This is a genomic window from Rhodococcus sp. MS13 (assembly GCF_013277835.1).
In the GTDB taxonomy this organism is placed as follows: Bacteria; Actinomycetota; Actinomycetes; order Mycobacteriales; family Mycobacteriaceae; genus Rhodococcus_F; species Rhodococcus_F erythropolis.
This window is the reverse complement of sequence record NZ_VBTL01000002.1, coordinates 555089-580409: the sequence shown is the minus strand read 5'-3', so window position 1 is coordinate 580409 and position 25321 is coordinate 555089. Positions and strand designations below refer to the sequence as shown.

Sequence of the window (25321 nt, the reverse complement as noted above, 5' to 3'; positions counted from 1 at the left end):
CAGAAACGATTCAGTTGGTGTGTTCAGGTGCCTACCCGGCGCTCAGAGCACATAAACGGAACCTTTTCAGAGCGCTCCGGCATCGATTTTCTGCCACACGAGGGCGCCTTCGTCGTCTCGACTGCATTCCCAGGCCGAGTAGTCGCCGTCCGACTCGATCATCGTGAGGCGATCGGCGCTACCGTCGCGATCGAAATCGGACACGATCACGACGTCGTCGTCGGAGTGGACGACACGGCTGTCGACCGTTCCGTCACCGTCCAAGTCGAAGGCGTCGAAGTTCAGGTCGCCGGCATCGACCGGTCCCGACGAGGGCCCGAAGGTCTCGGGCTCGATACGCCCAGGATCGAGCGCTTCGGCTTCGTGCCCGTCGATGTGTCCGGCCGTGATCAGAAATGCGTCCATTACTCCCCCTACTGGATGGTGACCTACTGCTTCGGCAACCCCTACCGAAACCGTCCGCTCAGTATTACCAGACCCCGACGATCAGTCGTGGCCGAAATTGCGGCGCTGTGGAGAACTCTGCACTCGCGGAATGTCAGTAGGCGGCGTTCAAAACGGCGAGGTCGCGCTCGCACGACGCCAGTTGCCCTGATCTGGCCGCGGCAAGCTCACGAAGTTCACCGTCGATCTCCACGATTCGGGCCTGCGCCGACGCCACCTGCTCGCGGCTCTCCGCCATGATCGCCGCTCCCAGATCCGCCTCGGCCTCGAGCAGAACACTCTGGACTCGCTGCTCCCACTGTGCGCGAACCGTCGACATCGATTCGACGATCCACGACCTCGAGTAGGCACGATCCGCCGTCAGCCCGCGAGTTCGCGCCAACCACCACGCCGCGGCGCCACCCAGAACCAACGTCACGGGGATACTCGCGAACTCCAGGGCCGGAATCATCTCCAGCGGAGTCACCGCGATACGGCCGAGGCCGAGACCCGCGGACGCGCCGACAAGAATTGTCACCCGGTCCTCGTTTCCGCGCTGACGGCGCGGCGGGCCCTCCGGAATCCGTGGGGAAGGCATGTATCCGGTCGTGCCCGCCACTTCCACCGCTGCCGCCATCGCGGCATCGAACACCCGGGTGTGGTGGTCGACCTCGTGCTGCAGTCGCGTCGGCACGCTGCCCAATTCGGCTCGCGAGGCCGCATCGACCCAGGCACGTGCCCCCGCGACCGTAGCCCGGGTTGCCTCGGCGATTTGTTGTGACAGATCCCCGCGCGCTCGCTGCAGTCGGCTTCGCACCTGCACCAGGCGTTCGCCTCGCCGGCCGTCACGGTCTGCGAGCAGCTGTGATCGCTCGGCCCGCAGTTCGGCACCAGGAACACTGTCACGCAGATTCCTGATCTCTATCTCGATCATCCGGCGCGTCTGCGCGATGACACCGGAATCCGAACCGCCTGCTTCCCTCTCCCGTGCCGCCCGGCTCACGACCGCAACGAGCGACTGCTCTTGACCAGGCGCAATCGGGACCACCGGGGCCTGAGCAAAAGCGGTGCAGTGCGAAGCAAGAATCTCGGCATCACGCCGGCGCACCGCCTGCCAGTCTCGGTAGACGTCGATGCGGGTCAGCGCGACCACCACCGGGATTCCGCTCTCTGCAGCGTCGTCGAGAAGAAGAAGATCCTCGCGTCCGATCACACTGGCGGCGTCGACGACCAGAAGTACGACGTCGGCGTCCACCTCGCGTGTCACTGTCGAACAGTCATCCGAAGCATCGAACATCCGGGCGACGTCTTCCCGTCCACACCTCGGTGGGCCGACAACGTAAATTCTAGTGCCACTGGATGTTTCGGCGGCAACCTGGCGACCCGGATCGGATGCCGGATTCCATCGCTGCACCACGCGCAGCACCGAATCCGGAAGTAACGAAACGCTATCCATCGGTCACCGCCGGAGCGGAGCGATCGCCCCCGAGCTGCGCCCACCGACGCACATACCCGCGGCGAATCAGTGAGACCCTTTGTTGCGGAGCCTGTTCCGACTCGTCCACGAGCTCGCCCCACCACCGGCTGCATGTGCCCGCGTCGTCGGCGGTACGAGGATCGGGAGGCTCGCCTTGACGCAGGGCTCGAATTTCGGGGCTCATCATCGCCGCCGCGGCGCCGAACAGCACCGCGGAGTCCGAACTCAGATACAACTCGATCTCGTCCCTGCCCGCAGCGCTGCGCGAGGCAGACCGCCTCAGCGCCGGGCCGATCTGCTCGACCCGGCCCCACCACTGCGCCTCCAGAACAGGTCCGAGAGCCTCGAACAATTCTTCGACGCCGCGCCCGGTCAGTGTCTCCACCGGAACCGTGGGCACGCCGACGTTCTCGGAGATTTCCGCGGCCCGTCCCAGCGCCTCGTCCCAGCGCGGACCGAACAAGTCAGCCTTGTTCGCAGCGACGACCACACGATCGGAAACTCGGGCAATGGCTCGGCGGTCGACGTCGCGGACCGCGTCGACCACCACGTAGACAACGCAACGACGACCCAGATCGGGGTTCGACGTTCCAGGGACGTCGAACGCGCGCGACTCGGTCACCACAACCGGTGCGCCGACGACTCTGCGCGAGAACCGGTCGTCGCGCCCCAGGATCCGCGCCAACGACGACCGCCCCACCCCGGCTCGCCCGGCGACCACCAATTCGAGCGGCGCGCTCAGCGATCCGAGCACCGAGTGAACCGCCTCTGCGGCTCCCGAATCGATCGACGTCAGCCGATATGCCAGAGCGCGCAAGTGGTCGATCGGCTCCGCGCAGGCGTCGTCGATCGATTCTGCGGGCAACATTCGTGACCAATTACTGCATGCAAATCCTGTGTTCATCCCCACCCCACGTCCCCATCGTGTCGGTGAGATTCTGTCAGGTTCTCGGCAAGGACGGCAGGTGACACCACTCTTTCGCTGACTGTCCGAAGTCGGCTGTTTCAGGACTTTCCGCAGAAAGTCTCAACTCAAACTTCAGACCCGTCTGCGCTAAACGGGGGTCATGCGTGACAATGGGTTCGTGAACGAAGCCGATCAGCATGCACCGCAGACCCCTGACACGGGGCAGACGGACCACGCCAAGGGGTCCCGTCTCCATCCGAGAGTGACCAGCTTTCGCTCTCGCCGGGGTGCGCTGACCGACGCGCAGCAGCAGGCTTGGGACCGTCAGTGGCCGCTCATCGGCGCCGACGTCTCGGACACACCGCTCGACGCGAACGCCTGGTTCGGACGCGAGGCACCCCTGATCATCGAGATCGGTTCGGGTACCGGCACCGCGACGGCCGCTATGGCCAAGGCGGAACCGCACGTGAACCTGATCGCCATCGAGGTGTACCGCCCGGGGCTCGCGCAGCTTCTCCAGCAGGTCGAGCGCGAAGAGATTCCCAACGTCCGCGTACTGCGCGGTGACGCGATGGACGTACTCGAGAACATGGTCGCCCCCGAATCGCTCACGGGCGTCCGGGTGTTCTTCCCGGATCCGTGGCCCAAGGCCCGCCATCACAAGCGTCGCCTCCTGCAGGGGCCGACGTTCGCGCTGATCGCCAACCGCCTCAAGCCCGGCGGAGTCCTGCACGTGGCAACCGATCACGCCGAGTACGCCGAATGGATCGAAGAAGCCGGCAATGCCGAGCCACTGCTGACCGCACTCGACTGGGAGTCTCCGATGACCCACGAGCGTCCGGTCACCAAGTTCGAGGACAAAGCCCATAAGGTCGGTAGTGCAATCACCGAGCTTATATGGGGGAAGATCAGAGCATGAGCGTCAGCGAACAGCTATCCGACGACGTGACGTCGTCGGAATCTCCTCTCGACTTCGGTCGTGACTCCCGCCACCCCAAGCGGGTGCTTCTGGTCTGGGACGCCCCCAACCTCGACATGGGCCTCGGCGCCATCCTCGGTGGCCGGCCTACCGCCGCCTACCGGCCACGATTCGACGCTTTGGGTCGTTGGCTGCTCTCTCGCACCGCCGAACTGTCCGCACAGAACAGCGGCACGCTCGAGCCTGAAGCGACCGTCTTCACCAACATCGCGTCCGGCAGCGCCGACGTTGTTCGTCCTTGGGTCGAAGCCTTGCGTAACGTGGGTTTCGCGGTGTTCGCCAAGCCGAAGGTCGATGAAGACAGCGATGTCGATTCGGACATGCTCGAGCACATCGCGCTCCGGTACGGCGAGGGCCTCGCCGGAATCATGGTCGCGTCCGCCGACGGCCAAGCGTTCCGCGAACCTCTCGAGGACATCGCAGCAACCGGTATCCCGGTCCAGGTTCTCGGGTTCCGTGAACACGCCAGCTGGGCTGTGTCGTCCGATATCTTGGACTTCGTCGATCTCGAGGACATCCCAGGTGTCTTCCGTGAGCCTCTGCCACGGGTAAGCCTGGACACCCTGCCCGACGAGGGCGCCTGGTTGCAGCCGTTCCGACCGCTTTCTGCCCTGCTCATCGGGCGAAAAAGTGTTGCCGAGTAGGAGTTGATCAGTGTTCGCCAGCTGGGGAAGCATCGTCTATCGAGCCCGCTTCACCGTCATCGCTGTCATGGTGGCGGGGCTCCTCGGGCTCGCTGCGTACGGCCTGAGCCTGCAGGATCATCTAAGCCAGAGCGGCTGGGACGATCCGGGGTCGGAATCGGTAGAGGCTGCAAAACTCGCTGACGGCACGTTCGGACGCAGCACGACGGGTGACGTTCTGGCGCTGTACACGGCGCCGGAGGGCAAGACCGTCGACGACCCCGAGTTCCAAGCGAAGGTCATCGACAATCTGCAGCGGCTCGTCGCCGACAACCCCGACCAGATCATGAAGATCAACGGCTCGTACTTCAAGGTCGACAACGGTCTCTCGGTGGCGGCCCTGGCGGACAAGACCAAGCAACACGCGGTCACCAGCATCGCGATCGCCGGCGACAACGACACCGCGGTGTCCAACAACTTCCGCGACGTCGAGTCGCAGTTCTACATCGACGGCGTCGACGTGCAACTCGCCGGCCTGCAACCTGTCGCGAATTCGCTCAACGACACGATGGCCAACGACATCAAGCGCATGGAAATGCTCGCAATTCCCGCCGTCGGTGTCCTGCTGTTCTTCGTCTTCGGTGGCGTCGTCGCTGCGGCCCTCCCGTTGATCGTCGGCGGTCTGACCGTCATCGGCGCCAACGGCATCATTCGACTGATCACCAACTTCACCGAGGTCAACGCGTTTGTTGCGCCCGTGGTCTCTCTGGTCGGCCTGGGTCTCGCGATCGACTACGGACTGTTCATCGTCAGCCGTTTCCGAGAAGAGATAGCCGAGGGGTACGACACCCCGACCGCAGTACGCCGAACGGTCATGACGGCGGGTAGAACGGTCATGTTCTCGGCGACCATGGTTGCCGTCAGCCTCGGCGGTCTGCTGTTGTTCCCGCAGGGCTTCCTCAAATCGGTGGCCTACGGCGCCATTGCTGCCGTCATGCTTGCCGCGATCTCGTCCATCACGATTCTTCCCGCGATTCTCGGCATTCTCGGCAAACGGATCGACGCGCTGACCTTCAAGAAGCTGCGCCAGACCAAGACCAACGAGGAAATCGAGAACGGTTTCTGGGGCAAGCTCACCCGCTGGGTCATGCAGCATCCGCTCAAGGTCGCGGTCCCGATCGTCGCGGCTCTACTGCTGATGATCATTCCGCTGACGGGCATCAAGTTCGGCGGTATCAACGAGACGTACCTGCCCCCGGACAGCCCCACGCGTGTCGCGCAGGCGCAGTTCGACGAACTCTTCCCGGGCAATCGCACCGAGCCCGTTCGACTCGTCATCGAGGGAGCGGACAACACCACTCTCGGTCAGATTTCCAAGACCGCAAACGCTGCGCCGGGTCTGGTCGAGAAGTTCACCCCGGAGGTCGCGACCAAGGACGGGGTCAACGTCCTCAAAGCCGGTCTGACCGAGCGCAACGAGGCACGTCCCACCATCGACTATCTGCGATCCGCGGATTGGCCCGAGGGCACAACTGTGCTCGTCGGCGGCACTCCGGCCATCGAGCAGGACAGCGTCGATGCGTTGCTCGACCGTCTGCCGCTGATGGTCGTATCGGTCATCCTGTTGACGACGCTGCTGATGTTCTTGACGTTCGGTTCGCTCGTCCTGCCCATCAAGGCTGCGTTGATGAGCGCGCTCGGCCTGGGTTCGACGCTCGGAATTTTGACCTGGATCTTCATCGACGGGCACGGTTCCGGCCTCTTGAACTTCACGCCGGGACCGATCATGTCTCCCGTCCTGGTGTTGATCATCGCGATCGTCTACGGCCTGTCGACCGACTACGAAGTGTTCCTGCTCTCCCGCATGGTCGAAGCGCGAGCGCAGGGCGCGAGTACTACCGAATCCATCCGAATCGGCACGGCACATACCGGCCGGATCATCACCGCTGCCGCACTGATTCTGATCGTGGTCACCGGTGCATTCGGCCTGTCCGATCTGGTGATGATGAAGTACATCTCGTACGGCATGATCTCCGCGCTGATCATCGACGCCACGCTGATCCGAATGTTCCTGGTCCCCGCGACCATGAAACTGCTCGGCGACGACTGCTGGTGGGCCCCGGCCTGGATGAAGCGGATCCAGCAGAAGATCGGGCTGGGTGAGCCGATCCTCGACAACGAACTTGTGCTCGCAAACGTCCCGCAGATCGCGCCCGTCGGTGCGATCGCCGGACCGGGTCAGCCGCGCAAGATCGAAGCGGCCTCGCGGGTCATGCCGCCGCCTGCCCCGGCTGCACAGCCGGAAAGCGGACCTCGTGTTCCCGATCCTCTCACCGAGCCCATTCCGCTCAGCGAAATGACGATCAAGGCACCGAACACGGATACACCTGCCGCGGAGAAGCCGGCACCGCGACGTCGTCTCGATATCGGGAGTGCAGCCAGCGCGCCCCAGAACTTGATCGAGGCACCGGTCCCCAATCCTTCGTACCGACCGCAACCGAACACCACCGACAAGCGGAGAAACCCGACGCCCACTGCGCCGGCCGAGCGTCCCATCGAGAGTTGGTTGTCGGACCTGCGGGCTCGGGAACAGACTCCCCCGGCCTCACGGCCGCTGCCGGTGGTCCGGACGCCTTCGCGTACTAACGGTTCGGCAAGCAGCGGTTCAGGTACCAACGGCTCGAGCCGGAATGGCTCTGCAAACGGTGCTACCAACGGTTCTGCAACAAATGGCGCTGCAACAAACGGTTCTGCAACAAACGGCTCGGCCCCGACCTCGGTGGAGGCGACCCCCCAGTCGCCGCCTCCACCGATCGCTCCGGAGCGTCGTCCCACCGAGCCCCGAGTCTCGGATGCCTCTGACGGCGACGACAACGCCACCGGCAGGCACCGACCTGACGACGCAGGCGCCATCAGTGTCAGCGAGCTCATCGCTCGCCAGAAGCGGAGCTGACCTGCTCCTGCTTGGCGAAGGCTCGTGCATAACGAGTCCCGACCAGCAGGAGCAGCAAGCCGACCACCAGGAAGGCAGCGCTGCGCACCAGCCCACTGAGCGTGGCCAGGTCGAAGAGGAACAGCTTGGCCACTGCCGCGCTGGTGAGAGCAAGACCAGCTCCGAGCAAAACGCGAGCGTGCTGACGGTTGTTCAGGCCGAGCACCAGCGCTGACGTGGCGGCAAGCATCCAGACGATGGTTGCAACGCTGTGCCCGGCAACAAATCCGGTTGCACTGTCGAAGATTTCGACGCCGGATGAGACGAGCGCACACGTCACCGCGTAGAGGACACCAAACCCTGCGGCCGCCCATAGAACCGCTGCATTCGAATCGGCGATCAACTTCAGTCGGTGAATCGCCCACACCAGCATCACCAGTGCACCTATCGCCGTCAGGCTCGAGAGTGCCGTGATCGCACCGAGTTGCATGGATGCGGCACGGGCAGTCGTCAACGCTTCCGGCGGAACCGTCGTGAGGTATCCGATCGATCCGATTGCCGCAAAGGCGGTTCCGAGGGCGAAGACGAAGCGCGAACCTGCATACAGCGAGACTCCGAGGAAGATCATGCCGACGGTGAGGACCAGCGGTACGACCAGAGATTCCGTCGCCCCGGACAAGCAGCACAGCAACAATGCGAGAGCGCCGGTTGCGCCCAGTCCGAATCGCAGTTGCGTCGGCAAAGGCTTGGCTGCCGCTGCAGCGGAAAGTAGTAGTAGCGCAGCAATTCCGTACAGCACTGCGGATTCGGTGCGCCCGAGCACGGCCCCGACGCTCATCAGCGGAAGGGACGAGACAACAAAGGTAGCGGTGGACCACGCCCCTGCAACTCCGCCGCGCGAGGGCGAACCCGTCCACTGCATAGCCATCGCGCAGCCCGCGCCCACTATTGCAACCACGCCGGCACTGATCACCAATTGCACTGCACTGTTACCGGATTCGCTGAAGATGGACTCCGACGCTATCGCTACGAGCAGCGCGAGAACCACCGGTACTGTGCGCGCCATGCCCAGGTACTTCCAGTCACGACCGAGTTGGGCGGAGAACGTCGCCGACTGGATCGCGAAGAGGAAACCGATGAGAGTCAACGATATTCCCGACGTCAACACGGGAGCCAGCACCGCTGCGCCCAGAACGATCATGAGCGCCAGTGATTCGGAATCCCATTTCACCCCCAAAGCAACGCCGGCCGCGGCAATCCCGAAGGCAATAACCACCGCGAGCGGCGTCGTCACCCAACCGTAGAGAACCGAGGCAGCGACGACGTCGAGGTACATTCCCGCAAAACCGGTGGCAGCCAGAGCAATTGCCCCCACTTTGCCGCCTGGTCGTCCGTGGACCCGCACTCCGGCAAACACCAAGGCGCCGGAAAGGAGTGCGCCACCGAGCACCCGGAGCGGCGGCCCGAAGAATCCGGCCTGCGCTGCAAGTACCAGCAGCATCACGACGCCGATCAGTGTGACGGCTACACCGGCGGCGGCCAGGAGTCGACTGATGACACCGTCGCGTTGCCACCAGGGCTGGCGAGGTGCGGCAACCGGATACGTCGGCGGCTGCCAGGTGGGCACGTTCTGCTGAGGACGCATTGGCGGCATCTGTGGCGCCGGAGCTGCGGGTGCAGGAACTACCGGCATGGGCGGGGGCACAGTAGCCGAGGCCAGCTGAGTCTGCAGGATCGACAGGTTCTGGCCCATGTGGCGCAACTGCCGGCCGATGCTGTCGCACTCGGCCGAGAGGGCGGTCACCAGTCGCGGATCGACGGCGGGAGAGCTCGGTGTGGTCATGGCTACGAGCTTGCTGCGTGGCCGAGCCGATCAGATGAGTAGTACTACTCGATCAGCCTGGGGAGTTCTCGTATTCAACTGAGGACACCTTCGACTGACGGCACCATCGACCGACTGCATCATCGACCGACTGCATCATCGACCGACAGGGAACTATCGCCGAGGCGCTGCATTCCGCAATCGTTCGGAGAGCAACCGACCCGAAGTGTGAAGCGGAGCGGGATCCTGACGCGCCCGAGCGAGGACAAGCGCGCCCTCGAGTGCGGACAAAGCGAGAATTGCCTCGGACTCTGCGTCTTCGCGGGACCAACCGTCGGCTTCGAGGCGCTGAGCCAGCAGCCCCAGCCACGAGTTGTACCCGTCCGCACAAGCACCACGGATGACCTCGGATTCGGTTGCGGCATCCAGTGTTGCCGTAGCCAGGGCGCATCCACGTTCGTAGTCCGAATCCGACAAACGCGCAGCCAGTGCGGCAGCAAATGCCGAGATCGCGGTGGCGGCATCGGGTGAGCTCTCCAGGAGATGCCGGATGAAATCGGCCATTGCCTCACCGCGTCGCCTCAGAGCCTCGCCTGCGAGTTCTTCCTTGCCACCGGGAAAGTGAAAGTACAAGGACCCCTTGGTGGTCGCGCTCGCCGAGAGCACTTCCGACACACCCGTTCCCGCGTACCCCTTCCGCTGCAACAAGTCGGCAGCGGCATCGACCAACAAATCCCTCGTAGACATAAGTTCAACATACCGATCAGTACACATATCGACAACACTTGAAGTGCATAAATAGCCAAAACCTTGCATCACTAGACCGATTGGTACATGATTCGAGAATCGAAACCGGAGCGCAGCCAACGACGCTCACGACGGCAAAGGACCAAATCGATGTCACCGAATTCCGCAAACCACACCACGACGACCGTCCTCGGGCCGGACGTAGATCTTGCCGGGACTCTCGCTTCCACCGGCGTCCGGATGATGGTTCGAAGCAAACAAACCGAGGGAGGATTCTCTCTTGTACAACACCGCATCGCTCCGCATTCGATGACCTCACCGGTCCATCGCCACAGCCGCGAAGACGAGTACACGGTGGTTCAAAGTGGCCGCGTCGCAGCGATGGTCGGAGACGAGGTCGTCTACGCGGAGACTGGCGCCATGATCTTCAAACCGCGTGGCCAGTGGCACGCCGTGTGGAATCCCGACGACGCTCCAGCACGGATTCTCGAAATCATCACGCCCGGAGGGATGGAAGACCTGTTCGAACTGATGCCGAAACTACTGGCCGAAGCAGGTTCCGCCGCGGAATCGGTTGCAGCGCGGGTAGAAGCAGATTTCGGGATCGAATTCGATCTCGTTGCCACCGCCGAGATCGCACAGACGCACGGTGTGGGATTCGGCATCGAAAGTCACTGACCGACTGCCAGCACCTACCGATCAAAGGAAGATTCATGCTTGTACTCACCGGAGCAGAAGACCTCAGCGCCAACCTGAACCAAGAGTTGGGCGTCAGCGACTGGCACGATGTCACGCAGGAGTCCATCGACGAGTTCGCCCGGGTCACCGGCGACGATCAGTGGATTCACGTCGATGTGGATCGCGCGAAGGAGTCACCGTTCGGTGGAACGATCGCGCACGGCAACTACACGCTCTCACTCGGACCCATGTTCTCGTATGCGATGTTCTCGCTCGAGGGTTTTGCGTTTGCTCTCAACTGCGGATTCGACAAGGTCAGGTTGCCTGCTCCGCTTCCGGTTGGCTCTCGCGTCCGCATGCGTGCAACGTTGAGCAAAGTCGAACCGATCAATGGCGGCGTCCAGATCACGGTGACGCAGACATTCGAACGAGAACACGGTGACAAACCCGTGTGCGTCGCCGAGATGTTGACCCGCGCGTATCACTGAAAGGTCAGGAGCCGAACATCTTTCGGATCGTGGTACCGAAGGGATGCTTCGCGGTGACACTGCCGAATCGCACCTTGCCGTGCACCACCAGATGCAGCGGGCCCATCTGCGGGCCGGAACGAACCTTGTTCGACGCGCTTCCTCCGACTGCTTCGACACCGTTCATGTCCACCGTCGCCTCTTCGGGAACGATCAGTGAAATCGAACTGGCGTAGTCGTCGATCGAGATGTTCACGACCTGCGTCTGCATCACAGCGCGCGTGAAATCGATAGTCACACTGGACATTCTGGTATCGACCACGACAGAGGGAGGAACGATCCATGCGCCGTTTCGCGTCACCGTCGCCATTCGTCCACGGATTACGGCAGCATTTGCCGTTCCGTAGTTACCGACTACCGGAGCCCCGACGGGTGCGCGGTAAGGCAGGCTCGGGTGAACCGGCGGCGGTTGGGGTTGGTACGTCGGCGCAGGATACGGCTGGCCTTGGTACATCGGCTGACCTGCATTGGGATACGCGGGTGGGTCGTAGTCGGAGATCAGCGTGATGCCCGGAAGATCGGCGAGAACCGAGTTGAGCTCACCTCGCGTCTTTGCAGCCAAGGCAGTGTCCATGCGCTCGGTGAACTCACCGAGCGAGAGCATCCCTTGACCGACAGCTTTCTGCAGCAGCTCGCCGACGTGCTCTCGTTCGGCATCGGATACGCGTAAATTCCTGGCCTCCATGATTTCCAGGATAAACGTTATTCGAGACCTTGTTCTATTGCGTATCGCGTGAGCTCGACGCGATTGGCCAACTGAAGCTTCCGAAGCGTTGCCTGCACATGGTTTTCGACGGTCCGGTGGCTGAGCGAGAGCCTCGTGGCGATCTGTTTTGCGCTCAGCCCCTTGGCGACAAGACGGAGCACTTCGGTCTCACGGTCGGTGAGCCGAGGCAGCTCGGGTGCGCGATCGTCGGCCGGTGCCGTCGACATCCGGCGGTACTCGCCGAGCACCAATCCGGCGAGGCCGGGTGTGAAGACAGCTTGTCCGTCGAAAGTCGCTCGCACGGCCTCGAGTAGTTCCGCCACCGAAGCACTCTTGACCAGGTAACCCGACGCTCCGGCTTTGACCGCGTCGAGGACGTCGTCACGCTCGGCGGAGGCCGAAAGCACCAGTACCTTGCTCTTCGGCGAAACCTCGAGCACTGCGGTGGTGGCGTCGGCACCGTTTCCGTCCGGCAGGTTCATGTCCATCAGAACCACGGCCGGTTGCACGGCGGCGGCTCGGCGGCGCGCACTCTCGACGCCCTCCGCCGTGGCGCTCACGGTGAAGCCGGCGGCTTCGAGGTCCCGGGAGACACCGTCGCGCCACATCGGGTGATCGTCGACGACCATCACCGTCACCGGATTCTCGCCCTTTTCGTCAGCCACGCTCACTCTTCCCCTTCGGAACGTTGATCTCCCATTCGGTGCCCTCCCCCGGCCCGGTTTGCAGGACTGCAGTTCCGCCGAGCACCTGTACTCGACCGAGAATGGACTTCGATACTCCCATGCGGCCTTCGGCCTCGGCCTGCGCCAAGCGACCTTCGGGGATTCCGACGCCGTCGTCGCGGACACTGACGATCACCTCGTCCGGCAGATCTTCGAGCAATACGTACGCCTTCGCCGCAGGACCGGCGTGCAGCCCGACATTGGACAGGGCATTGTCGACGATGGCTGCCAGTTCGATGGCTCGATCGCGCTCGATCACGACCGGGTGCGCGGGCGTCGACACCGACACCGACGTGCTTGCCTGCGTGGTCAGCAGCGGACACAGATCCACTGTCTGTCCGCCGACATCTGCCGCGGCACCCGAAACCTGCTCGGAAATCAGCATTCTCAACGCGACCTCCTGCTCGCCGGCCAGCGCGGCCAGCTCAGCTGCCTCGCCGCCGAGTGCGGCTCCTCGCCGGCGCACCATCGCCAGCACCTGCAGAACGCCGTCGTGCACTTCGCGTGCCAAACGTTCGCGCTCTTCGGTAGCCGCCGCCAGACGTACGGCCTGCTCGAGTTGTCGATGCGAGCGCCGAGCGGTGGTGGTGGCCAAGCCCAACGCCAGGCCGACCGATACGAGCACGGGAGCCGTCGCATCGCGCCAGAGGTCCAGGTTGACCTGGTCGCGGATGATCGCGCTGGCCGCCGAGATGACAACTCCGGACGCCATACCGAGCCACGGCCCGCCGAGAATTGCCGCGGAGATGACCGCGTTGGTGGCCCACAGCGTGGTGGGGAGCGTCTGGTGATTCTGATACCACTCGTGGTCGGAGACCAGCCTCGTCGACGCCATCAGCAAGATGACGACCACCTGATCGGCGATCACCACCTGGTACCTCGGCAGCGTCTTACCGAACAGAGCACCGGAAGTTCCGAGCAACAGCGCCGACACCCCGGTCCACACGGCCATCAGAGCGACGAAGAACCAGCTGAGCCGGGAGTTGGTGTAGTCGGAGGCCGAAGCGAACTGGTAGCTGATCGCGTACACCAGCGTGACGAGGCGAAATGCCTGCGCCGCCCGCCACAGCGGGGCATCAGGGTCGGTGTCGACGCCCGACGCCTCGCGAACGGTCGGCTGATAGTGCAGCCGACGACGGCGGGTGGGCTCAGTCATCGGGAGGAGTGGGGTTCACGATGCGAGGCTCGGCGCGCGGCTCGTCGGGTTCGGCGGGGAACAGTGGGGTCTCCGGATCTTCGACGTGCAGTTCGGCGTACGCGATATCCGGGTCGTCGGCGAGGAGGGAACGAATGGCGGTATTCAGGACCGCGACGATCGGAACAGCCAAGAGCCCGCCGACGATTCCGGCGAGGACGATGCCCGTTGTAATGGCGAGAACGACTGCCAGCGGATGCAGGCGAACAGCGCGACCCAACAACAGCGGTTGCATCACGTGCGCTTCGAGCTGCATGACGCCGATGATGATGCCGAGGACGATCAGTGCCGTCAGGAAACCCTTCGTGACCAGAGCGACAAGCACCGCGAGAAAACCGGTCAGAAATGCACCGACGATCGGGATGAACGCGCCGATGAACACCAACGACGCCAGCGGCAGGGCGAGCGGCACCCCGAGGATCGCCAGGCCGGCACCGATACCGATCGCGTCGGCGGCGGCAACCGCGACCGTGGCGCGCACGTAACCGATCAGCGACCCAAAACCTGCAGAACCGGCGATCCGCACCCGACGACGCGCGTCGGTGGGAACGATCCGGGTGACGAACTGCCAGATCTGGTCGCCGCCGTAGAGGAAGAAGATGAGAGTGAACAGCGTCAGCAATGCCCCGGTGAAGATCTCGCCGATGACTGTCGCCGTGGTCAAGGCGCCGCTGGTCAGGGACTCACGATTGGATTGCACCGACTTGACGACCGAATCACCAGCCTGGCGGATCTGATCCTCGCTGAAGTGCAGCGGTCCGCTGGTGAGCCAGTTCTGAATCTGCGTGACGCTGGCCGTGAACTGGTCGGTGAGCTGGGGCAACCCGTCGATGAACTGCTCGACGACAAACGTCATGATTCCCGCGACCAGTCCGATCGAGGCAAGCAGAACGACGATCACAGCTGCCGAGCGAGGAACTCCCCACACCTGTAGCCGATCGACAACCGGAATCAACAGAGCCGATGCCAGTAGAGCCAGCCCCACCGGGATGAGCACGGTCTCGAGGCGCAGAACCACGTATCCGAGAACCAGTAGCCCGGCAAAGATCACGATGAGGCGCCACGACCATTCTGCCGCGATACGCACGCCCGGATGCACCGCCCGAGCGTCGGCGGAGATGGGTTTGTTCATCCTCGAAGCTCGCTCCGCACGCCCCCTGTTTGCGTTCACCTCGCGAGCCTAACCGGACCGGCCGACACAGGTGAGCGGACCAATAATCGGACGCGCGTACCAACACTTCGAGCTCTGCCAGCTAAATTGAACCCTGTGCGGGCCTCATACAGAGCAATAGCGGTGACCATCCGCAGCCGGTGGCCCCTCTATATGCTCTCCATGCTCGCGGCCAATCTGATCGGCGCGGTACTGGTCTTCGCTTTCGTGCGGTACGGCGTTCCGATCCAGGAGTCCGACGCGATAGTTGCCGACCGTGTCCGCAACTTCGCGATCTTCGGCGTTTACCTGGCATTCGCGGGTGCCGTCAGCCTCACCGCGGCGGCCATGATGTTGAAGTCGGTCATTCGTTGGCGGCTGCGCGGTGGTCCACCGACGAGGTCCGAGCAGATGGCGGCACTTCACGCGCCGCTTCGCCAGGCCATCGTTCACCTGGTGCTGTGGATTCTGGGCGGCATCATCTTCGTGTTCCTGACCATCACCGAGATGCCCGGACTCGCGATCGCCGTGATCGTGACGGTCTGCATGGCCGCGACCACGACCTTCGGGTTCACCTACATGCTCGGCGAGCGCATCTTGCGTCCGGTCGCCGCCCAGGCGTTGAGCGAGGGCGAATTCGATCGGACCATGGCGCCGGGCGTCGGAACCCGGCTGGCTATGACCTGGGGACTCGGCACGCTGATGCCCGTCGCAGGCATCATCTTGCTGTGCTCGACGCAGCTCACGACCGATCTCGAGTTCTCCCCCGACTCACTCGCGTGGGCGATCCTGCTCATCTCGATCATGGCGATCGTGCAGGCCTTTGCACTGTCGATGCTGACGGCTACTCAGATCTCCGATCCGATCCGACAACTGCGACGCGCCATCGAGCGAGTGCAGCGCGGCGCCACCGACGTACGCGTCGAGGTGTTCGACGGCAGTGAGATCGGCCGGCTACAGGTCGGATTCAACCGCATGATGAAAGAGTCCGACGAGCGGCGCCTGCTGCGTGAGCTGTTCGGTCAGCACGTCGGCGAGGACGTGGCCCGGCGCGCGCTGAAGTTCGGTACCGAACTGGGCGGCGAAACTCGATTCGTGGCAGTTCTGTTCGTCGACATGGTCGGGTCAACCGGTGCCGCGGCCGAGCGCCCGCCGGGCGAAGTGGTCGAGCTGCTCAACGAGTTCTTCCGTGTGGTCGTCGACGTCATCGATCGCCACCACGGTTTTGTCAACAAGTTCATGGGTGATGCGGCGCTCGCCATCTTCGGTGCACCACTCGATCGACCCGACGCTCCGACGGCAGCCCTCGCGGCGGCTCGCGAGCTGCGGTTCAAGCTCAACGACATCACAGGCTTGGACGTCGGTATCGGCGTGAGCGCGGGACTCGCGGTCGCCGGCAACATCGGTGCTGCCGAACGTTTCGAGTACACCGTGATCGGCGATCCGGTCAACGAAGCATCACGGCTCACCGAGCTCGCGAAACTTCGGCCCAGCCGAGTGCTGGCGTCGACGAGCGCGCTGTATTTCGCCGACGAAGAGGAACAGGCCGAGTGGGAACTCGGCGAGCAAGTCCAACTGCGTGGGCGCCGACGACTGACGCATCTGGCGTGGCCCGAAAAGTATCCAGAGGTCGATCCGGATCAAATTGGTTAGGGTGAGTCGATGGCTCAGCCTGGAAACACCCCACGGCGACTGAGACGACCACGCTCGCCCGTGGCCGAGACCAGTCGGGCCAGAGGGCGCTACTGGTGGCTGAAGTGGGTGCTCGGGATAGCGCTCATCGCCCTCCTGATAGCCGAAGGCGCATATCTCTGGCCCAGGCTAAGTGAGGCCTGGCGGGTCCTGACCGAAATCCATTGGGGTTGGGTGGCCGCGTGCGTCGCGGCCCAACTCATTTCACTCAGCGGTTACGCGTCCGTTCAACAACGTCTGCTCAACGCCGCTGGTGTAGTTGCCGGTCACCTCAAGAACCTCTCGGTCATCTATGCCAGTACGGCAATGGCGCTGACGTTGCCTGCCGGCCAGGTCTTCTCCACTGCATTCACGTACAAACAGACTCGAAAGTGGGGGGCGACGCCGGTTGTCGCGTCCTGGCAGTTGGCAATGTGCGGTGTCATCGCCGCCGCGACGCTGGCACTACTCGGCGCTACCGGCGCAGCGGCGTTCGGCACCAAGGTCAGCCCGGTGACGCTCACAATTTCGATCGTGGGCATGGCAGCACTGTTTCTGGCGTTGCGATACATAGCCCAGAATCCCGGCAGCATCGAGCGCATCGGACACCGAGTTCTGGCGCTGTACAACCGTTCTCGCAATAACCCGACCGGACGCGGTATGCACCGTTGGTCCGAAATCCTCAAGCAACTGGATTCGGTCGAGCTCAGCCGCACCGACTCGGTCATCGCATTCGGGTGGTCGGCCATCCATCGTGTCGCCGATGTCGCTTGTTTGGGTTTCGCATGCTGGGCGGTGGGCGCGGAACCCTCCTTCGCGGGGCTCCTGATTGCCTTTACCGCCGCCAAAGCAGTCGGCAGCATTCCGCTGCTTCCCGGCGGGCTGGGCTACGTGGACACCGCACTGATCACCGCGCTGACGATCGCCGGTGCCAGTGGACCGCAGGCGATTGCGGCATGGCTTGTATATCGGTTGGTCAGCTTCATCATGGTCGCTGTCGCCGGTTGGATCGTCTTCTTGATCACGTTCCGTGCAACCCACCACGAAGACCTCGAGATGGACCTCGAGTTCGAACGCCGCGAACAACCCGGCGTCTAGCGTCGCAACGCTGCCGCCATGTCGTCGAGGTGTGCCCGGCTGATCCGTACCGCTGCCTCCGCGTCGCCGGCTTCGATGGCGTCCACCAACATTCGATGCTCGTCCGCATCCGGCTGACTGTGTGGATGCAGGTCCAGAACCGCGATCAACTCGATCAACGCGGCCCGCAGACGCGGCACAAAAGTCTCGAAGAGTTCCGACAGCACGGGATTGTGTGCCGCATCCACCACTGCCCGGTGGACGGCGATATCGGCGTCGACAAACGCTGCGTCCCCAGAGTGCGCGGCAGCAGTTCTACCGTCGAGCGCCTGCCGCAGAGCCGCGACGTCAACGGCATCGCGGCGCTGCGCTGCGAGGCGAGCCGCTTCGATCTCGACCGCATTTCGCACCTCGACGACATGAAGAATCGCCTCGGCTTCGAGCACGCGCGGCCACTGATCCGGAGGCGTCGTACTCCGTAGGAAGACGCCGGCACCCTGTCTCGATTCGAGCATGCCGAGGCCCGCGAGGGTCCGCACCGCTTCCCTGATGGTGGACCGACCGATACCCAACTGCGCAGCCAAAGTGGTTTCACCTGGAAGTTTGGCGCCGACTTCCCATTCACCGCTCACGATCCGCGCTCGCAGCAACTCCGCAGCCTGGTCGGTGAGCAGCCGACGCTCGACGATCGGTGACACGTGAACTCCTCAGGTTGTCTGATAAGTGATTTCGTTCTAGTGTAGCCCGCATGGCTACAGGAGCACTCCTTCTCGACTGCCGCGGCGGGGCCTGACAGACCGGCACCCCTCCGCGGGGTTTCGCCATGCCGGTCTCTCGACTCGACCGCAGGAGAAACCGAAGATGAGTACTACCCGCGCCAACCGCTGGAACAACCAGAAGCCGTCACCCATGCCGTCCGAGCGCTATCGCGCCGCGTGGGATCGCGTCGACATTCCGACCTTCGACCGAACGTGGCCGTCCAATCGCACCACCGCGGCGCCCCTGTGGGTGCCCGTCGATCTGCGTGACGGTAATCAAGCCCTCGCAGAACCGATGGACCCGGAACGCAAGCGCCGAATGTTCGAACTGATGGTGGCGATCGGCTACAAGGAAATCGAGGTCGGCTATCCCTCTGCGAGTCAGACCGATTTCGATTTCGTTCGCGACCTGGTGCGGTTCGATCTCGTTCCCGACGACGTCACCATCGTCGTATTCACCGCCGCGCGTACGGATTTGATCGAACGGACGTACCAGTCGATCGAGGGACTGCCGAACGCGGTCGTCCACATGTACACCGCGACTGCGCCGACGTGGCGAAACGTGGTTCTCGGCAAAGAGCGAGAAGAGTTGCACGACATGATTTTCCGCGCGGCGCAGGACGTGGCCCGTGGCGGCGAAGGCCACGACGGGTGGCGATTCGAGTTCTCCCCCGAGGTCTTCAACCTCACCGAACCCGATTACATCCTGCAGGTCTGCAACAGCCTCACCGAACTCTGGGACGCCAGTCCCGACCGCCCGGTCATCCACAACCTGCCTGCCACAGTCGAAATCGCCACCCCCAACATCTATGCCGACCAGATCGAATACATGCACCAGAACCTGGCCCGACGCGATTCGGTGATTCTCTCGGTCCACCCGCACAACGACCGCGGCACCGGGGTTGCATGTGCCGAACTGGCAGTACTGGCCGGCGCGCAGCGCGTCGAGGGATGCCTGTTCGGCAACGGCGAGCGCACGGGCAACGTCGACCTGGTCACGCTGGGGCTGAATCTGCATGCACAGGGCGTCGATCCGGAAATCGACTTCTCCGACATCGACAAGATCCGTCGAACGGTGGAGTACTGCAACCGAATTCCCGTCCACGAGCGCCACCCGTACGGCGGCGATCTCGTGTACACGGCATTTTCCGGAACCCACCAGGATGCGATCAAGAAGGGCTTCGCCCATCACTACGAGAGTGCGGAGGCTGCCGGCGTCGATCCGGGATCGGCGCCGTGGGCAGTCCCCTATCTGCCGATCGACCCCGCCGACGTCGGCCGCGATTACCAGGCGGTGATTCGTGTGAACAGCCAGTCGGGCAAAGGCGGAATCGCTTATCTGTTGCAGACCGAGTACGGGGTCGAACTCCCCCGGCGCCTGCAAATCGACTTCGCCTCGCGGGTGCAGCTCGAGACCGACGACTCGGGCACCGAAATGACTGCCGACCAGCTGTGGAAACTGCTACTGCGCGAGTACGGGTACAACGGAGGAGTGCGTCGGTACTCACTGGAACACACCGCCGACGGTGATCAGTTGTTCGTCGCCATTGATCGCGACGGACGCGAGGTCACCGCCGCCGCGAGTGCGTCCGGGCCGGTCGAGGCATTGAGCAAGATCCTCACGGAACAGGGCTCGGCCGTCGAGGTCGTCTCGCTCACCCAGCATTCACTGCCCCGCAACCCGGAGTCTTCCGGTAGTGCGAATTCGGCAGTCACCATCGCAGAATGCGTCGTGAACGGCGAAGGGCGCTGGGGCATTGCTGTGCATCAGTCAGTGACAGCGTCGGCGCTTCACGCCGTCTATGCCGCAAGCACAAACACTGTGATGCAGCTCACATGATCTTGCGGAAGGATTTCCTGGGGTCCATAGTTGAAGCTACAAGAACTTGAACATTCAACTACTTATTCAGGAGCTTCCATGACCACCGCAACCTTGCCCACATTGACCGCCGGAACCTGGGTCATCGACACCGTCCACTCCACTGTCGGATTCTCGGTTCGCCACCTCATGGTTTCCAAGGTTCGTGGAACGTTCGACGAGTTCTCGGGAACGATCACCGTTGCCGAAGACGGAACCCCCGCCGTCGAGGCCGAGATCTCCGTGGACTCCATCAACACCAAGAACGAGCAGCGCGACGGCCACATCAAGTCCGCTGACTTCTTCGACGTCGAGAAGTTCCCGAAGGCCACCTTCAAGTCCACCGCAGTGCGCTCCAAGGGCAGCGACTTCGTCCTCGCCGGCGACTTCACGCTCCACGGCGTCACCCGCGAGGTCGAGCTGAACCTCGAGTTCAACGGCGTCAACCCGGGCATGGGCCAGGGCCCCGTCGCCGGATTCGAAGCCACCACCGTCATCAACCGCAAGGACTTCGACATCTCCATCGAGATGCCCCTCGAAGGCGGCGGAGCAGTTGTCGGCGACAAGATCACGATCACCCTCGAGATCGAAGCCGGCCTCCAGGCTTAACAGCACTGTGCGCCTTTATTAACCGCCCGCGGTTAATAAAGGCGCACAGTCGTATGGTGTGAGCGTGAAGAAGTACGCACCATTCCTGCTGATCGACGCCATTCTTGTCATAATCTTCTGCGCGATAGGGCGCCGTACCCACGAAGAAGCCAATGCGCTCGCCGGTCTGGCGAAGACATCGTGGCCCTTCCTGACCGGCCTGGTGATCGGATGGGCTGCCACGTTCGCGCTGTACCGCGACAAGTTCAATGCCGTTCTCCTTCTTCCCACCGGCATTGTCGTTTGGCTCGGCGCCGTCGTCATCGGCATGATCCTGCGAGTGTTGAGCGGCCAGGGCACCCAGTTCAGCTTCATCGTCGTCGCGACGCTGGTCCTCGGCGCGTTCCTTCTCGGTTGGCGCGCACTCGCTCCGCTGGTAGTGAAAATCCGCGCCAAGTCGTAACCAAACTCCACGGCTCGGAACCACCCGAAATGCCCGAGCACGTAGGACACTTTTCGAATGAGCAACACTACGGAGCCCGTCGAACGTAGCGAGAAAGAAGACCGGGGGTTCTTCGGCCAACCCTTTGCGCTGGCGAACCTGTTCGGCGTCGAGATGTGGGAGAGATTCTCCTTCTACGGGATGCAAGGCATCCTCATCTACTACCTGTACTACAGCGTCAGCGACGGCGGCCTCGGAATCAGTCAGGCGGCAGCGACCAGCATCGTCGGCGCATACGGCGGCACCGTCTATCTGTCGACGATTCTCGGCGCGTGGGTGGCCGACCGACTTCTCGGCTCCGAGCGCACGCTCTTCTACAGCGCTTCGCTGGTGATGGCCGGCCACATCGCCTTGTCGGTTCTTCCTGGCATGTGGGGTGTGGGTGTCGGCCTGGTCATGGTCGCCTTCGGCAGCGGCGGCTTGAAGGCCAATGCGACCTCTCTGGTCGGAGACCTATATTCCGAACAGGACAATCGCCGCGACGCCGGATTCTCCATCTTCTACATGGGCATCAACATCGGCGGTCTTGTCGGTCCACTGCTCACCGGAGCCGTCCAGGACGCCTGGGGATTCCACGCCGGTTTTGCTCTCGCCGCCGTCGGCATGGCTCTCGGCCTGATCCAGTACACGCTGGGTCGGAAGCATCTTCACGGAATCGGAGCCGAGCCCGGCAACCCGTTGCCTGCAGACAAGCGCGCGCTCTACATCGGGATCGGCATTGCCGCGATCGTCGTCGTCGCGGTCGCCTCGATCACCGGTTTGATCACCGCGGACAACATGTCCGACGTCGTTGTCGGACTCACGATCGTCGCGTCGGTCGGTTACTTCCTCCTCATGCTCACCAGCAAGAAGGTGACCAAGGTCGAACGCAGTCGAGTCTTTGCGTTCATCCCGATGTTCATTGCGAGCGCGGCCTTCTGGTCGCTGTTTCAGCAGCAGTTCACCACCGTGCCGGTGATCTCCGACAAACTCCTGGACCGCAATCTCTTCGGTTGGGACTTCCCGCCGACGTGGGTGCAGTCGATCAATCCGGTGTTCATCATCATCTTTGCCGGTGTGTTTGCAGCGATGTGGACAAAACTCGGTGACCGTCAGCCGTCGTCGCCGATCAAGTTCGCGCTCGGTACCGGCACGATGGGTCTGGCGTTCCTGGCATTCATCCCGATCACCGGTGGCGGACCGAACAGTGCACCGCTCCTCGGCCTTGCCGGAGTGCTTCTGCTATTCACCTTCGCGGAACTCTTCCTGTCCCCCGTCGGCCTTTCCCTTGCAACCAAACTCGCGCCCGAGCATTTCCACACCCAGATGGTGGCGTTGTTCTTCTTGTCCGTTGCATTGGGTTCTTCGATGGCGGGAACCTTGGCCGGTTACTTCGACATCGACGACAGTCGTCCGTTCTTCCTGATCATCGGTTTCTCGTCAATCGGAATCGGAGTACTTCTTGCTCTTGCCTCACCCTGGATCAAGAAGCTGATGCAGGGCGTGAAGTAGGCGGTCTCACTTCACCCACAACCACAGAGCCAGCACGAATCCCGCTATCGCTACTGCCACACGCAGTACCGATGGCGGGATTTTCTTGACTACGGGCGGGCCACACCAACCTCCGGCCAACGCTCCGAGCGCCATCGCCAACGCGGCCACCCAATGCACCTGTCCGGAGAAGGCGAAGATGAGTGCAGCCACAAGATTGGCAATGCCGAGAAAGAAGCTCTTCAGGATCGTTGCACGCCACACCGTTTCGGAAGTGAGGATGAGCGTCGCGGCCAGGAAGATGACGCCGGCACCGGCACCGAAATAGCCGCCGTAGACCGCGACGGCAAACAGTGCGGCCGAGTAGATTCCGGGACGGTCACCGCCGCCGGACAACTCACGAATCTTCGGTTGCAGTAGCAGCGCGAGCGAGGCGAACACAACCATCGCCGGCACAACGGATTCGAACGAACCTTCCGGTGCCAGCCACAGAATCAGGGCACCGATGATGCCACCGGCAGCCGAATAGAGAGACCAGCGAACAAGTTTCGGACCGGTGTCGGCAACTTCACGGGACGAGTTCGCCAATGCGCCGACGCCGACGGCCACCAACGCGACGGTATTGGTCATGTTCGCGCTGACCGGCGAAAGCCCGACGCTCAGCAGCGCCGGATACGAAACAATCGATGCGAGACCGGTGACAAAACCGACTAGACCGCTGAAGAATCCCGCTACGACGAGGAAAAGGAAATCGAGCAGGTTCACGAACCAGGAATCTACCCGCGGTGCCTGGTACTACTTGTCGGCAGGCTTGCCGAGTTCCTGGAAGAGCTTGTCCGTCATCTGCATTGCTCGATCGCCGCCGTCGGCGTCTGCGACGAACACTGCAAACGCGAAGTCTCCGCGCGATCCGTAGAACCAACGATCGTCACCGCTCGCTGCACCGGCCGCCATCATGTCCGGGTACCCGGCCAGTCCGCCGGCCCCTCGCATGGCGTCGCGCAGACGATTGTTGACGTCGCCGGGCAATGCCGTCGGCGTGACGTCGGCGGTAGCCGGTTGTCCGAAGACCATCATCGGCAGCGGGGCACTGCCGCGGGCGATCGATGCCGCGAGCATCGCCATTCCGAACGGAGTCACTGTCGGCGCGTCCGCGTCGTTGGACGTCTTGTTGGCCATGACGTTGTTCATCGCCTGGTCCACGCCGGGGCGGTTTGCGGCAAGTACTGCCGTCTGCTGATCGAGTCCCTGAATGTGGAAGCCGTTGCCGAGTCCGAGTTGCTGCCCGGTGTCGGCCAACTGTTCGGGTGACACAGATCCGGGGTCGACGCCGTTCTGCATCGACGATGCGAGGCGGACCAGATCGAGGGCGCCGCCGGCCGGGCGCAACCCGGTGAATGCGATCGGGCCCTGTTCGATGGCCTGATTGTTCTGTGCTGCAGCCAGAATGGCGCCGTCCGACGGGCGGATCGCGACGATGGCGGCGGGAGTACCTGCACTGACGACGGCTTCGATCGCAGCGAGTTGAGCGTGCGAGTCGAGGGTTGCGGCGACGTCGGGGCCGGGAGGTCCTTGGAAGCCGGCTTGTTTGATCGGGAATCCGTTGGACTCCACCAGGTTGACCGCCCAACCGGCGGTGGCGTCGCGATTGGCCTGCCACACGGTCCGCAGCGGGTCCAGGAGCGGCGAGTTGATACGACGATCGGAGGCGATCAGCTTGGGTGTCTTGACCACGACGACGCCGGGGATTGCAAAATCGCTTTCCAGGTACGCGTAGTCGGGATCGCGGAGCAGTACGGCGGTGACGGGCTTGCCCGGGTTGGCCGCGAGGTCGGCCAGCATCGACTCCGAGGTCACCAACGGTGCGACGGGTTCGAGAACTGCGGCGAGGCGACGAGTGGTGTCGACGGGGTCCGGCATGGTCGCCGGGTCGAGAGTGATCGCGTTGATGGTCTGCTCGTTCATGAGCAGGGTGCCCGTGCTGTCGACGACCTTCGGCGGCGCAGCGTCGGTGCGGGTGTACGAGACGGTGCGCCCGTTTCCGAGGTCGGGAACCAGGACTGACGGGTCCCAGGACACCCGCCAACCGACGGAAAGATCGCGAACCTCGCCCTGCGACTGGTAGCTCCAGTCCTTGCCTTCGCCGAAGTTCCAGGACGCGTCGAGTGTGAAGAGTCCGGAGTCGCTACCCAGATCCATGACCTGAGCGACGTCGAAGTCGGTGGACTTGGCGGCCAGTCCGTCGAACATCTGCTGGATCGAGGGCCGGGCTGCGTTGGGGTACGACGTGAGCGCCGCAGCAGCTTCGGCGTCGTGGTTGTTGAGGGCGGTGACGAAGTCTTCCACCACCGAAGCGGCGTCGGTTTTCTTCTCCCCACCGATGACACATGACGCGAGCGCCACTGTCAGAACGACAGCAGTTATCGAAGCAACGACATATTTTCCACGACGGTTGTGCTGTCCTCCGGGCCCCATGCATGTAACTCTTTACTTCTGTCACACGAGT

Annotated in this window: 23 protein-coding genes; 11 read left to right on the top strand and 12 right to left on the bottom strand. The window is 63.1% G+C overall.

The window, feature by feature from the left end; translation table 11 throughout:
* Positions 1-66: 66 nt before the first annotated feature.
* The 3 genes from FEZ59_RS05045 to FEZ59_RS05035 form a co-directional block, all read right to left on the bottom strand.
* On the bottom strand, positions 67-405 hold the full coding sequence (locus FEZ59_RS05045; protein ID WP_021333139.1) for a DUF6802 family protein: 339 nt from the start codon (positions 403-405) through the stop codon (positions 67-69).
* A 133-nt stretch (positions 406-538) separates the two neighbouring features.
* Positions 539-1690, bottom strand: coding sequence for a hypothetical protein (locus FEZ59_RS05040; RefSeq protein WP_241895989.1), 1152 nt, complete (start codon positions 1688-1690; stop codon positions 539-541).
* 181 nt (positions 1691-1871) lie between these two features.
* Positions 1872-2768, bottom strand: coding sequence for a GTPase domain-containing protein (locus FEZ59_RS05035; RefSeq protein WP_172932317.1), 897 nt, complete (start codon positions 2766-2768; stop codon positions 1872-1874).
* Between the two features lie 199 nt (positions 2769-2967).
* Here FEZ59_RS05035 and trmB point away from each other — a divergent pair, with 199 nt between their 5' ends.
* Genes trmB through FEZ59_RS05020 form a run of 3 tightly spaced genes read left to right on the top strand, consistent with a single transcriptional unit; the run spans position 2968 to position 7362 of the window.
* Entirely contained in the window at positions 2968-3726 is a 759-nt protein-coding gene (gene trmB / locus FEZ59_RS05030; protein ID WP_019747110.1) for a tRNA (guanosine(46)-N7)-methyltransferase TrmB, read from the top strand.
* Complete coding sequence (locus FEZ59_RS05025; protein ID WP_003945733.1) at positions 3723-4430, top strand: NYN domain-containing protein; 708 nt, start codon at positions 3723-3725, stop codon at positions 4428-4430. The genes trmB and FEZ59_RS05025 overlap by 4 nt, the downstream gene beginning before the upstream one ends.
* Positions 4431-4440: 10 nt before the next feature.
* The gene (locus tag FEZ59_RS05020) at positions 4441-7362 is read left to right on the top strand and encodes an MMPL family transporter (protein ID WP_172932316.1); all 2922 of its coding nucleotides are present in this window, start codon (positions 4441-4443) and stop codon (positions 7360-7362) included.
* Here the strand turns inward: FEZ59_RS05020 and FEZ59_RS05015 are convergent.
* Both FEZ59_RS05015 and FEZ59_RS05010 read right to left on the bottom strand, forming a co-directional pair.
* A complete protein-coding gene (locus tag FEZ59_RS05015; RefSeq protein WP_172932315.1) occupies positions 7337-9184 on the bottom strand; it encodes a DUF2339 domain-containing protein in 1848 nt (615 codons plus the stop codon). The two genes, FEZ59_RS05020 and FEZ59_RS05015, sit on opposite strands and share 26 nt — an antisense overlap.
* Before the next feature lie 153 nt (positions 9185-9337).
* Entirely contained in the window at positions 9338-9910 is a 573-nt protein-coding gene (locus tag FEZ59_RS05010) for a TetR/AcrR family transcriptional regulator (RefSeq protein WP_019747106.1), read from the bottom strand.
* Positions 9911-10060: 150 nt separating this feature from the next.
* On the opposite strand from FEZ59_RS05010, the gene FEZ59_RS05005 reads away from it, so the two are divergent.
* Entirely contained in the window at positions 10061-10588 is a 528-nt protein-coding gene (locus tag FEZ59_RS05005) for a cupin domain-containing protein (RefSeq protein ID WP_021333132.1), read from the top strand.
* Between the two features lie 35 nt (positions 10589-10623).
* Positions 10624-11076, top strand: a complete 453-nt coding sequence (locus tag FEZ59_RS05000) for a MaoC family dehydratase (protein ID WP_019747104.1) — start codon at positions 10624-10626, stop codon at positions 11074-11076.
* A 4-nt stretch (positions 11077-11080) separates the two neighbouring features.
* On the opposite strand, the gene FEZ59_RS04995 is transcribed toward FEZ59_RS05000, so the two are convergent.
* The 4 genes from FEZ59_RS04995 to FEZ59_RS04980 are packed head-to-tail and all read right to left on the bottom strand — an operon-like array spanning position 11081 to position 14873.
* Positions 11081-11800: a DUF1707 domain-containing protein gene (locus FEZ59_RS04995; RefSeq protein ID WP_042950911.1), complete on the bottom strand. Its 720-nt coding sequence runs from the start codon at positions 11798-11800 to the stop codon at positions 11081-11083.
* Between the two features lie 17 nt (positions 11801-11817).
* Positions 11818-12450, bottom strand: a complete 633-nt coding sequence (locus FEZ59_RS04990; protein WP_047269712.1) for a response regulator transcription factor — start codon at positions 12448-12450, stop codon at positions 11818-11820.
* A gap of 28 nt (positions 12451-12478) precedes the next feature.
* Positions 12479-13702, bottom strand: a complete 1224-nt coding sequence (locus FEZ59_RS04985; RefSeq protein ID WP_020906401.1) for a DUF5931 domain-containing protein — start codon at positions 13700-13702, stop codon at positions 12479-12481.
* Positions 13695-14873, bottom strand: coding sequence for an AI-2E family transporter (locus FEZ59_RS04980; RefSeq protein ID WP_019747101.1), 1179 nt, complete (start codon positions 14871-14873; stop codon positions 13695-13697). Before FEZ59_RS04980 ends, FEZ59_RS04985 begins: the two co-directional genes overlap by 8 nt.
* Positions 14874-15065: 192 nt before the next feature.
* Between FEZ59_RS04980 and FEZ59_RS04975 the strand changes: the two genes are divergently transcribed.
* On the top strand, positions 15066-16544 hold the full coding sequence (locus tag FEZ59_RS04975) for an adenylate/guanylate cyclase domain-containing protein (RefSeq protein ID WP_003945952.1): 1479 nt from the start codon (positions 15066-15068) through the stop codon (positions 16542-16544).
* A gap of 9 nt (positions 16545-16553) precedes the next feature.
* Positions 16554-17660: a TIGR00374 family protein gene (locus FEZ59_RS04970; RefSeq protein WP_069147045.1), complete on the top strand. Its 1107-nt coding sequence runs from the start codon at positions 16554-16556 to the stop codon at positions 17658-17660.
* On the opposite strand, the gene FEZ59_RS04965 is transcribed toward FEZ59_RS04970, so the two are convergent.
* Complete coding sequence (locus FEZ59_RS04965) at positions 17657-18337, bottom strand: FadR/GntR family transcriptional regulator (protein WP_007734477.1); 681 nt, start codon at positions 18335-18337, stop codon at positions 17657-17659. The two genes, FEZ59_RS04970 and FEZ59_RS04965, sit on opposite strands and share 4 nt — an antisense overlap.
* A gap of 163 nt (positions 18338-18500) precedes the next feature.
* Here FEZ59_RS04965 and FEZ59_RS04960 point away from each other — a divergent pair, with 163 nt between their 5' ends.
* The 4 genes from FEZ59_RS04960 to FEZ59_RS04945 all read left to right on the top strand — a co-directional run bounded on the left by FEZ59_RS04960 (position 18501) and on the right by FEZ59_RS04945 (position 22836).
* Entirely contained in the window at positions 18501-20237 is a 1737-nt protein-coding gene (locus FEZ59_RS04960; protein WP_172932314.1) for a 2-isopropylmalate synthase, read from the top strand.
* A 78-nt stretch (positions 20238-20315) separates the two neighbouring features.
* Positions 20316-20864 (top strand): YceI family protein, encoded by a 549-nt coding sequence (locus FEZ59_RS04955; RefSeq protein ID WP_019747097.1) that lies wholly within the window; start codon positions 20316-20318, stop codon positions 20862-20864.
* Positions 20865-20928: 64 nt separating this feature from the next.
* A complete protein-coding gene (locus FEZ59_RS04950; protein ID WP_172932313.1) occupies positions 20929-21306 on the top strand; it encodes a DUF3054 family protein in 378 nt (125 codons plus the stop codon).
* Between the two features lie 57 nt (positions 21307-21363).
* Entirely contained in the window at positions 21364-22836 is a 1473-nt protein-coding gene (locus FEZ59_RS04945; RefSeq protein WP_019747095.1) for an oligopeptide:H+ symporter, read from the top strand.
* A 6-nt stretch (positions 22837-22842) separates the two neighbouring features.
* On the opposite strand, the gene FEZ59_RS04940 is transcribed toward FEZ59_RS04945, so the two are convergent.
* Both FEZ59_RS04940 and FEZ59_RS04935 read right to left on the bottom strand, forming a co-directional pair.
* Positions 22843-23580, bottom strand: coding sequence for a sulfite exporter TauE/SafE family protein (locus tag FEZ59_RS04940; protein ID WP_003945554.1), 738 nt, complete (start codon positions 23578-23580; stop codon positions 22843-22845).
* 30 nt (positions 23581-23610) lie between these two features.
* Positions 23611-25290 carry an NTF2-like N-terminal transpeptidase domain-containing protein gene (locus FEZ59_RS04935; protein WP_020968573.1) on the bottom strand — a complete coding sequence of 560 codons (1680 nt, stop codon included), beginning with the start codon at positions 25288-25290 and terminating at the stop codon, positions 23611-23613.
* Between the last annotated feature and the right edge of the window lie 31 nt (positions 25291-25321).

Bases quoted from the DNA above. Each gene is read 5' to 3' on its own strand.
- FEZ59_RS05045 (WP_021333139.1), bottom strand. From the start codon at position 405: ATGGACGCATTTCTGATCACGGCCGGACACATCGACGGGCACGAAGCC.
- FEZ59_RS05035 (WP_172932317.1), bottom strand. From the start codon at position 2,768: ATGTTGCCCGCAGAATCGATCGACGACGCCTGCGCGGAGCCGATCGAC.
- trmB (WP_019747110.1), top strand. From the start codon at position 2,968: ATGCGTGACAATGGGTTCGTGAACGAAGCCGATCAGCATGCACCGCAG.
- FEZ59_RS05025 (WP_003945733.1), top strand. From the start codon at position 3,723: ATGAGCGTCAGCGAACAGCTATCCGACGACGTGACGTCGTCGGAATCT.
- FEZ59_RS05015 (WP_172932315.1), bottom strand. From the start codon at position 9,184: ATGACCACACCGAGCTCTCCCGCCGTCGATCCGCGACTGGTGACCGCC.
- FEZ59_RS05010 (WP_019747106.1), bottom strand. From the start codon at position 9,910: ATGTCTACGAGGGATTTGTTGGTCGATGCCGCTGCCGACTTGTTGCAG.
- FEZ59_RS05005 (WP_021333132.1), top strand. From the start codon at position 10,061: ATGTCACCGAATTCCGCAAACCACACCACGACGACCGTCCTCGGGCCG.
- FEZ59_RS05000 (WP_019747104.1), top strand. From the start codon at position 10,624: ATGCTTGTACTCACCGGAGCAGAAGACCTCAGCGCCAACCTGAACCAA.
- FEZ59_RS04995 (WP_042950911.1), bottom strand. From the start codon at position 11,800: ATGGAGGCCAGGAATTTACGCGTATCCGATGCCGAACGAGAGCACGTC.
- FEZ59_RS04990 (WP_047269712.1), bottom strand. From the start codon at position 12,450: ATGGTCGTCGACGATCACCCGATGTGGCGCGACGGTGTCTCCCGGGAC.
- FEZ59_RS04985 (WP_020906401.1), bottom strand. From the start codon at position 13,702: ATGACTGAGCCCACCCGCCGTCGTCGGCTGCACTATCAGCCGACCGTT.
- FEZ59_RS04980 (WP_019747101.1), bottom strand. From the start codon at position 14,873: ATGAACAAACCCATCTCCGCCGACGCTCGGGCGGTGCATCCGGGCGTG.
- FEZ59_RS04975 (WP_003945952.1), top strand. From the start codon at position 15,066: ATGCTCTCCATGCTCGCGGCCAATCTGATCGGCGCGGTACTGGTCTTC.
- FEZ59_RS04970 (WP_069147045.1), top strand. From the start codon at position 16,554: ATGGCTCAGCCTGGAAACACCCCACGGCGACTGAGACGACCACGCTCG.
- FEZ59_RS04960 (WP_172932314.1), top strand. From the start codon at position 18,501: ATGAGTACTACCCGCGCCAACCGCTGGAACAACCAGAAGCCGTCACCC.
- FEZ59_RS04955 (WP_019747097.1), top strand. From the start codon at position 20,316: ATGACCACCGCAACCTTGCCCACATTGACCGCCGGAACCTGGGTCATC.
- FEZ59_RS04945 (WP_019747095.1), top strand. From the start codon at position 21,364: ATGAGCAACACTACGGAGCCCGTCGAACGTAGCGAGAAAGAAGACCGG.
- FEZ59_RS04935 (WP_020968573.1), bottom strand. From the start codon at position 25,290: ATGGGGCCCGGAGGACAGCACAACCGTCGTGGAAAATATGTCGTTGCT.